Annotated in this window: 6 protein-coding genes and 1 pseudogene; 4 read left to right on the top strand and 3 right to left on the bottom strand. The window is 72.0% G+C overall.

Annotation, left to right across the window (positions count from 1 at the left end; all coding sequences use genetic code 11):
• The first annotated feature begins 225 nt into the window (after positions 1-225).
• The 3 genes and pseudogenes from HKK74_RS29345 to HKK74_RS41630 all read left to right on the top strand — a co-directional run bounded on the left by HKK74_RS29345 (position 226) and on the right by HKK74_RS41630 (position 2,372).
• Positions 226-1,119 carry an IS200/IS605 family accessory protein TnpB-related protein gene (locus tag HKK74_RS29345; RefSeq protein ID WP_222722868.1) on the top strand — a complete coding sequence of 298 codons (894 nt, stop codon included), beginning with the start codon at positions 226-228 and terminating at the stop codon, positions 1,117-1,119.
• A pseudogene (locus tag HKK74_RS41635) lies at positions 1,116-1,595 on the top strand (S8 family serine peptidase); the annotation flags it as partial. The gene HKK74_RS29345 and the pseudogene HKK74_RS41635, both read left to right, overlap by 4 nt.
• Before the next feature lie 369 nt (positions 1,596-1,964).
• A complete protein-coding gene (locus HKK74_RS41630; RefSeq protein ID WP_312881897.1) occupies positions 1,965-2,372 on the top strand; it encodes a hypothetical protein in 408 nt (135 codons plus the stop codon).
• Between the two features lie 172 nt (positions 2,373-2,544).
• On the opposite strand, the gene HKK74_RS29335 is transcribed toward HKK74_RS41630, so the two are convergent.
• Complete coding sequence (locus HKK74_RS29335; RefSeq protein ID WP_187246612.1) at positions 2,545-3,321, bottom strand: hypothetical protein; 777 nt, start codon at positions 3,319-3,321, stop codon at positions 2,545-2,547.
• On the opposite strand from HKK74_RS29335, the gene HKK74_RS29330 reads away from it, so the two are divergent.
• Positions 3,311-3,580 carry a hypothetical protein gene (locus tag HKK74_RS29330; protein WP_187246611.1) on the top strand — a complete coding sequence of 90 codons (270 nt, stop codon included), beginning with the start codon at positions 3,311-3,313 and terminating at the stop codon, positions 3,578-3,580. The genes HKK74_RS29335 and HKK74_RS29330 overlap by 11 nt on opposite strands.
• Positions 3,581-3,758: 178 nt before the next feature.
• On the opposite strand, the gene HKK74_RS29325 is transcribed toward HKK74_RS29330, so the two are convergent.
• Together HKK74_RS29325 and HKK74_RS29320 are read right to left on the bottom strand one after the other, a co-directional pair.
• Complete coding sequence (locus tag HKK74_RS29325) at positions 3,759-5,129, bottom strand: M16 family metallopeptidase (RefSeq protein ID WP_312881894.1); 1,371 nt, start codon at positions 5,127-5,129, stop codon at positions 3,759-3,761.
• Positions 5,126-6,382, bottom strand: a complete 1,257-nt coding sequence (locus tag HKK74_RS29320) for a M16 family metallopeptidase (protein WP_187246609.1) — start codon at positions 6,380-6,382, stop codon at positions 5,126-5,128. The genes HKK74_RS29325 and HKK74_RS29320 overlap by 4 nt, the downstream gene beginning before the upstream one ends.
• Between the last annotated feature and the right edge of the window lie 124 nt (positions 6,383-6,506).

The raw sequence follows: 6,506 nt of genomic DNA, 5'->3' as shown, positions 1-6,506 counted from the left end.
CAGTGGTACGGGGCGGCAGGCGGCTGGCCAAGCAGCGTCACAACCTCACCGCCGCCCAGAAGACCTCCGAGCAGTGGCGTGCGGAATGGGAAGCTGCGCGCTGGTTCCTGACCGCTGACGGGGAGTCCGGCAAGCGGTTTGGGAACGAGACAGTCCGCGTCACCCCGGATGGCCAGATCAGCATCAGGCTGCCCGCCCCGCTCGCCGAACTGGCCAACGCCAAGCATGGCCGGTACGTGCTGGCCGCGAAGGTTTCGTTCCCGCACCGGGGCGAAGGAGTGGCGCGACCGCATCACCGCCAACCGCGCCGTGGCCTACCGCATCCACCTCAACGTGGCCACGAGCCGCTGGTACCTCGACGCGTCCTGGACCCGCAAAGACCTCCCGCTCATCGGTCTGGATGCGCTGCGGGCCGGTGGCGTGGTCGGCGTGGACACCAACGCCGACCACCTCGCGGCCTGGCTGCTCGACGAGCACGGCAACCCGACCGGTGCACCCCGCCGCTTCCATTACGACATGACCGGCGCAGCCACCCGCCGGGACGCCCAACTCCGCCACGCCCTCACCCGCCTGTTGCACTGGGCCAAAACGGCGGGCGCTGCGGCCATCGCCATCGAAGACCTGGACTTCCAAGAATCCAAGACCCGGGAGAAGCACGGCCGGAAGAAGAAGTTCCGGCAGCTCATCTCGGGCATCCCTACCGGCAAGCTCCGCGCACGGCTGCTGTCAATGTGCGCGGAGGCAGGAATCGGCGTCATCGCCATCGATCCCGCCTACACCAGCATGTGGGGGGCCGAGCACTGGCAAAAGCCCCTCACCACCACCCGTCGCCCCGCCAGTCGCCACCAGGCGGCCGCGGTGGCGATCGGACGACGCGCCCTCGGACACCGGATCAAGCGACGGACGGCACCGCCCCGCCAGCACCAGAGCGATGCTGACGGGCATCGGACCGCCCAGGCCCGACCCGGCGACCAAGGGCGTGAGGGAAACCGCCCCCGCGTACCCGGACCACGGACACGATCCGCCGGCTCTGAACGCGGCAGGAACGCGGTGGACCAGCCCATCCAAGACCGTTCGGGATGGGTGCAGTGTCAATTTGATCTTCATGATCAGTTGTGATCACTGTTCAGGAACGGTACGACGACTCCCGCACCGGGCGCGCGCCCGCTCTCCGCGCTGGGTGGCACCCTTCGGGAGGGACGCCGGCTCCCCGTCCTCGGCGCCGTGGCGGCCCGGCAGCCCAAACGTCAGGCCCACCAGTTCGGCGCGGCGCTCAGCGGTCCGCCTCGGCGGACGGTATCCGCAAGGTCTGGCTGGACCGCCGGATCCGGGCGAACACCACGGCGACCGCCGTCGCGGCGCCGACGCTGGACCGCAATCTCACCCAGGTCGGCGCGCCCACCGCGTGGAACGCGGGCTACACCGGTGATGGCGTCAAGGTGGCGGTCCTCGACACCGGCGCCGACGCGAACCACCCCGACCTGCGGGGCCGGATCGCCGAGAGCCAGGACTTCTCCGGCACGGGCTCCAGACCTGGTCGAGGCGAGCGGGGACGTCACGCCCGGCACCACCCGGACCGACTACCTGTCGCCCGGTGTGGTGTGGACGGAGGTCGGCTCTCCCGGGATGGTCGAGGACATGGTCGACATGTTGCCGTTCCGTACGGTCGAGGCCGGAAGCCGCGAGTCCTACACCTGGGGGCGGCAGCCGGTCCGGCCGGGGCCGTACTCGCGCCTCAACGGCTCGCGCAGCGAGTGCGAGCGCCTGCAGTCCACCCGTGCGCGCGGGTCGCTGCGGGTGACGATGGTGGCGTTGCAGACCCGCATCACGGGTTCGACTGCGGGTTTTGGCCTGAAGACCCGCTGACGTACCGGCTGGCGCTGTACGCGGACGGCCGCAAGGTCGGCGAACACGCCGGGTCGTCGCGTGAGTTCTCCGTCCCGGCGGGCAAGGCGCGCTACCGGGTGGAGTACGACGTCGACGCCTCGACGGTTCTGCCGGTGTCGGTCCGCACGTCCACGGCCTGGACGTTCACCTCGCAGGCCCCTGCCGGCCACTCCTCCGAACTGCTGCCGCTGCTGCTGGTGGACTATGACCTGGCCCTGGACCTGCACAACCAGCCGGTGCCGGGCAAGGAGTCGGTCTTCACCGTCAGCCGGTACGCCGGGTCGTCGAAGGTGACGTCGTTCAACCTGTGGACGTCCGCCGACGACGGCGCGACGTGGACGAAGGTCGAGGCCCGTTCGCTGGGCGGCGGCCGGTACGCAGCCGCACTGCCGGCCACCGGGAACGTGTCGCTGCGCGTCGCGGCGTCCGACGACCGGGGCAGCGGGATCGACCAGCGCATCATCCGCGCCTACCGCGTCCGCTGACGCGTCTGGTGTGAAGTCCGGGAGGTCGTCGGTGACGATGGGCCTCCCGGGCCACTTCCCGGTGACATGACATCGGGACGGGACGGAGGTCTGTCAACCGGCGCGTGTGCGCGTCAGCGCCACCGAACATGGCGACTGCCCCTCGGCTGCTTCGCCCCTGTTGCGGCGATCCTCAGCCGATGATCTTCCAGTCGCCGTTCACGATGCCGAGCCGGTGCTGCTCCCCGGTGGTGTCGGCGGTCATGTGGCCGCTGCTCCAGCGGAGGTCGGAGAAGCGCACCACCACGGTGCCGTTCTCGAGGGTGCCGCCCACGACCGTGGTCGTGCGGAGCGCACGCACCTCATCACGCCGGTTGTAGTACTCCACGTGCGCGACGTGCCGACGGCACCTGTTCATGGAGCCGAACGACCGGTTCACGAAATCCGCCGTGGCATAGCGGTAGCAGATGGAGGTGTCGCCGTTGCCGAGCCCCCGGAACCATGCCTGCATGGTGGATCGGGCCTCGGCGGTGTCACCGGCCAGGGACCCGGTCTCGGATCCCCGGCCGGTGCCGGGATCGGGATCGTCGTCCGGTCGCGCGTCGGATCCAGGTGCCGGGGCGCGGCCGGAATCGGATCCGGGCCCGGACTTGTCGGGTGAGGGGGTGCTCCCCGGGGTCTCGGGCCGCAGCGAGCCGGACGCCGACGACGCCCTGTTCGGGCCGGCGGTGGGCGTGCCGGTGGACGGTGACGCGATGGGGGGCAGGGTGTCCGGGCGACCGAACGGCGACGCGGCCGCCCGGGCCACCCGCTGTTCGTCATCAGCGCCGCCGGGCGTGCCGGAGCCCCGCAGGGCCAGTGTCCCCACGCCTCCCGCGATGAGGAGGGATCCCGCGACCAGTATTCCGGTGTGCCGGCGTCCGGCGGCGACCCGGCGCCGCGACCGTCCCGCCGGGCGGATGCCCGTCACGGCGGGCGACGGTGCCTGCCCGCTCGGCGCGGGCTCGGCCGGTGCCGCGGTGGGCCGATCCGCCTCGGCGGGCGATGAGGACGAGGACGAGGACGAGGACGAGGACGAGGGAGGCTTCCCCTCGTACGCGCCGGCCGGGACGAGGATCGGCTCGGGCCGCGGCTCGCCGGTCGGGGAGGGCGACTCGGCACGTACGGGGTCGGGTTTCGCATGTTTCGCGTGTCTCGCGGCCACGTACGTCCCCCGCATCTTCCTCTGAAGGCGACCCCAGCCGATGCCGTTTGGCCGCAGGTGTCCTGGCGCGGAGTCCAGACCGGAAAGATCTCTACTCACAACCGATCCGTGATCTCCGAGGGCCATGATCGCATGCCTTCGGAACACGTGCCTCCGGATCATGTGCCTTTGGATCGCGGGGCCGTGAGTTCGGCGGTTCCGGATCAGCCTTCCGGTGCGACGACCTCGACCTCGGCGAAGCCCAGCTCCGCCAGGGGATCGCGGATCTGGTCGGCGTCTCCGACGGCCACGATGGTCAGCTCGTCCGGCTTCACGTGCGCCGCGTACGCCTCGGCCGCCCGCTGCGGGGTCGTCGCCCGGATCGCGTCGAGATGACGCTGTGGGTGATCGATGGGCAGGTCGCTCGCGGCGGCGTCGGCGAGCTCGGCGGCGACGGCTCGCGCCGTCTCGTAGTTCGCCGGTGCCCGGTCGGCCAGGGCGCTGATCGTGGAGGCGCACTCCTTGTCGGTGATGCCGTCGAGCACGCTGCGCAGCGACGTGAGCGAGTCGGCGACCGCGGGCGCGGTGGCCTCGGTGTGCACGGCGGCCTCCGCGATGAAGATCCCGCAGTGCCGCAGCCGCAGCAGGGCGGCCCGCATGCCGTACGTGTAACCCTTCTCCTCGCGGAGCAGGGCGTTGAGCCGCGAGCTCAGGCCGCCGCCGAGAACGTGCGCGGCCACGGCGAGCGCGGCCCAGTCGGGGTGATCGCGGCCAGGCACCCCGTGGCCGAAGGAGAGCTGTGTCTGGACGGCACCGGGCCGGTGCACGATCACCATGCGCGGACCGGGCCCGGGACGGGCCATGTCCGGGGCGGGCAGTGCCGAGCCCGTCGTCGCGAAGTCGCCCAGCGCGGTGCCGAGCAGCGCTTCGACGTCGATCCCGGCCAGGTCACCGGCCGCCACGACCGTCGCCTGCGCGGGCACGATGGACGAGTAGAAGGCGCGGACGTCGGCTCCGGTGATGCGGCCGACGGTGTCGGGATCTCCGCCGGTGGGCCGGGACGACCGGCTGTCGGCGGGGAACATGACGGCGCGCAGCTCCCTGCGGGCGCGGCTGTGCGGATCCGCGTCATCCTGAGCGATCTCCTCCAGCCGCTCGCGGGCCAGGCGGCGAACGTCGGCGTCCGCCAGCGCCGGTGACCGGATCACCGAGGACAGCAGCGCGAGCGCGTCCGCGAGGCGGGTCACCGGCACGTCGAGGGCGATCCGCAGGGCGGTCAGGTCGGCGCCCGCGTTCAGTGTCGCGCCCAGCCGGTCGAACGCGGCGGTCAGCGTCGTGCCGCCGCCCGCCTCGGTCCCTTCGAGCAGGGCGCTCGCTGTGAGGTTCGCGACACCGTCCAGACCGGCCGGCTCACGGCCGGCCCCGGCGTCCAGCACCAGCCGTACGGCCGCCAGCCGCCGGTCCGGCAGATCACTGTGCAGGGTGGCCAGCCCGTTGCCGAGCCGCCCCGGTTCGGCGGCCGGGAACGTCCACGGCGGCATCGGGCCGGGCGTGGGGCGCGCGGGCATGCTCTCGGAAAGAGGGGCGGTCTTCACTCTGCTGCTCCGTAGGTCACGACGGCGCGGGCGCCGGGCGCGAGCCATCGCGCCGCGACGTTCTGGATGTCGGCCGAGGTGACGGCCGCCGCCCGCGCGGGGGCGCTGAAGACGCGAGCCGGGTCGCCGAACTGCGTGGCCTGCTGCGACAGCGAGTTGGCCAGCCCGGTGACGGTCTCGGTGCTCTCGAGGAATCCGCGCTCGGCGAGCGCGACGGCCCGTACGGCCTCGTCCTCGTCCGGCCCGTTCGCGGCGAACGCCTCGAGCTCCTCGTCGATGGCCGCGGCGATCGCCTCGGTGTCGGGCCCCATCGCCTGGATCAGCGCGGCGGACGGGCCGTCGACGAACCTGATCACGCTGGCTCCGAGCTCGGTGGCGATCTCGTCGCGGCGGACCAGCCGGTCGTACAACCTGGAGCCCGAGCCGCCGCCGAGGATCTCGGTGGCGAGCTCGGCGGCCTCGAGCTCGTGGGTGCCGTCGGCCGGCAGGCGGAGCATCCCGAAGTACCCCGGAGAAGGCACGTCGGCGGTCACGTGCCTCGTCGTGAGCTTGCTGATCGGGCCGAGCCGGCCGTCGGCGGCACCGGGGACGGCCGCGCCGGCCGGCAGGTGGCCGAAGAACCGCTCGACCAGCGCGAGGGTCTCCTCGGGGTCGACGTCGCCGACGATCGACAGCACCGCGTTGCCCGGCGCGTACCAGGTCGCGAAGAAGTCCCTGCAGTCGTCGAGCGTGGTCGCGTCCAGGTCCTCCATCGACCCGATGGGGGTGTGCGCGTAAGGGTGCCCGGAGGGGAAGGTGAGCGCGCACAGGTGTTCGAAGGCGTCGCCGTAGGGCACGTTGTCGTAGCGCTGGCGGCGCTCGTTCTTCACCACGTCGCGCTGGTTGTCGAGGTTGACCTGGGTGAGGGCCGCGGGCAGCGTGCCCATGCGGTCGGCCTCGAGCCAGAGCGCGAGTTCCAGGTGGCTCACCGGAACGGTCTCGAAGTAGTTGGTGCGCTCGAACGAGGTGGTCGCGTTGAAGGCGGCGCCGGCGCTCTCCATCAGGGCGGCGTGCTCGCCCTCCGCGACGTTGCCGGATCCCTGGAACATCAGGTGCTCGAAGAGGTGCGCGAGCCCCGTCCGTCCCGGCTGCTCATGCCTGGAGCCGACCGCGTACCAAAGGTTCACGGCGGCCAGCGGTACGACGTGGTCCTCGCAGACCACCACCCGCAGCCCATTGCCGAGCGTGTGCTCGTGCAGTGGCCGTTCTGCCACGGATCGCTCCCGTCGATCGATGCCCACGCCCCCGACGCGCCCTGACACCTGCGTTCCCGAGGACACTGATTCGCGCTTCACCGTACCCGTTCGGGAGCGCCTCGGCCGCCCACGCCGCCGCGCG

Origin of the sequence: Actinomadura alba (assembly GCF_014323705.1) — a bacterium.
Classification (GTDB): domain Bacteria; phylum Actinomycetota; class Actinomycetes; order Streptosporangiales; family Streptosporangiaceae; genus Actinomadura_C; species Actinomadura_C alba.
Note: the sequence above shows the minus strand (reverse complement) of the source record. Positions and strands in the feature narration are given on the sequence as shown.

What these genes read in the sequence shown, in the direction of transcription:
- HKK74_RS29345 (WP_222722868.1), top strand. Translation starts at nt 226, where the DNA reads ATGGCCGGTACGTGCTGGCCGCGAAGGTTTCGTTCCCGCACCGGGGCG.
- HKK74_RS29330 (WP_187246611.1), top strand. Translation starts at nt 3,311, where the DNA reads ATGCCCGTCACGGCGGGCGACGGTGCCTGCCCGCTCGGCGCGGGCTCG.